Here is a 635-nt window from a genome sequence, read left to right on the forward strand (position 1 = left end):
CATCGTCTCCTGGACCAGGACCGCAAGGCTGTTGATGCCAGCCCGGAAGTCGATCGGCTCACGGTGCAGATAGACCTGCAGGTCACCGCCCAGTCTAAACATCGCCCAGCGCTCCGATGATCGCCGTTAATGCATCCACATCGCCGCATTCCAGCGCGAGCTTCACGCCGTTCGGCAGCGACACGCTCACTTTGGCCGGAGAACAAAAAGCTGGAGTCCCTTTGGGTTTCGAACCACGCACTTCATCGCAAGCCGGCAAATCAACCGTCGCCACGCTGTCTTTTCGCGACAGGTCCCGCTCGGCCTTCCCCTCAAGCTGAACCGGGATGAACGCCGGGCGTGAGGACGGCGGCAGCGACCCGGTCGCGCTGTGCTTCTTGATCCACTTCCGAAGGAGGTTCGCGTTGACCCCATGTTCGAGTGCAAGCCTCGATACCGAAACCCCAGGCTCAAGGCAGGCCGTGACAAGACGCTCTTTCGATGCCGCCTCGTAGCGCCGGCGACCGTTCCGGCCGACAAGCCTGACCCGCAGTTTCTGATCATCGTCGCTCATCACAAGGTGTCCACCTATTTTGGTGGACACCTCATGCATCAGGGCACTCAAAAGCAAAAGGTGCGGAGAAATTAGCGCTTAC

General features: G+C 60.0%; 1 protein-coding gene. It reads right to left on the reverse strand.

What is annotated here, in order from left to right; all coding sequences use genetic code 11:
- Positions 1-94: 94 nt before the first annotated feature.
- The gene (gene tnpA / locus QCM77_RS46020) at positions 95-553 is read right to left on the reverse strand and encodes an IS66-like element accessory protein TnpA (protein WP_279669595.1); all 459 of its coding nucleotides are present in this window, start codon (positions 551-553) and stop codon (positions 95-97) included.
- Positions 554-635 lie beyond the last annotated feature (82 nt).

Source organism: Bradyrhizobium nivariense, assembly GCF_029846695.2.
Classification (GTDB): domain Bacteria; phylum Pseudomonadota; class Alphaproteobacteria; order Rhizobiales; family Xanthobacteraceae; genus Bradyrhizobium.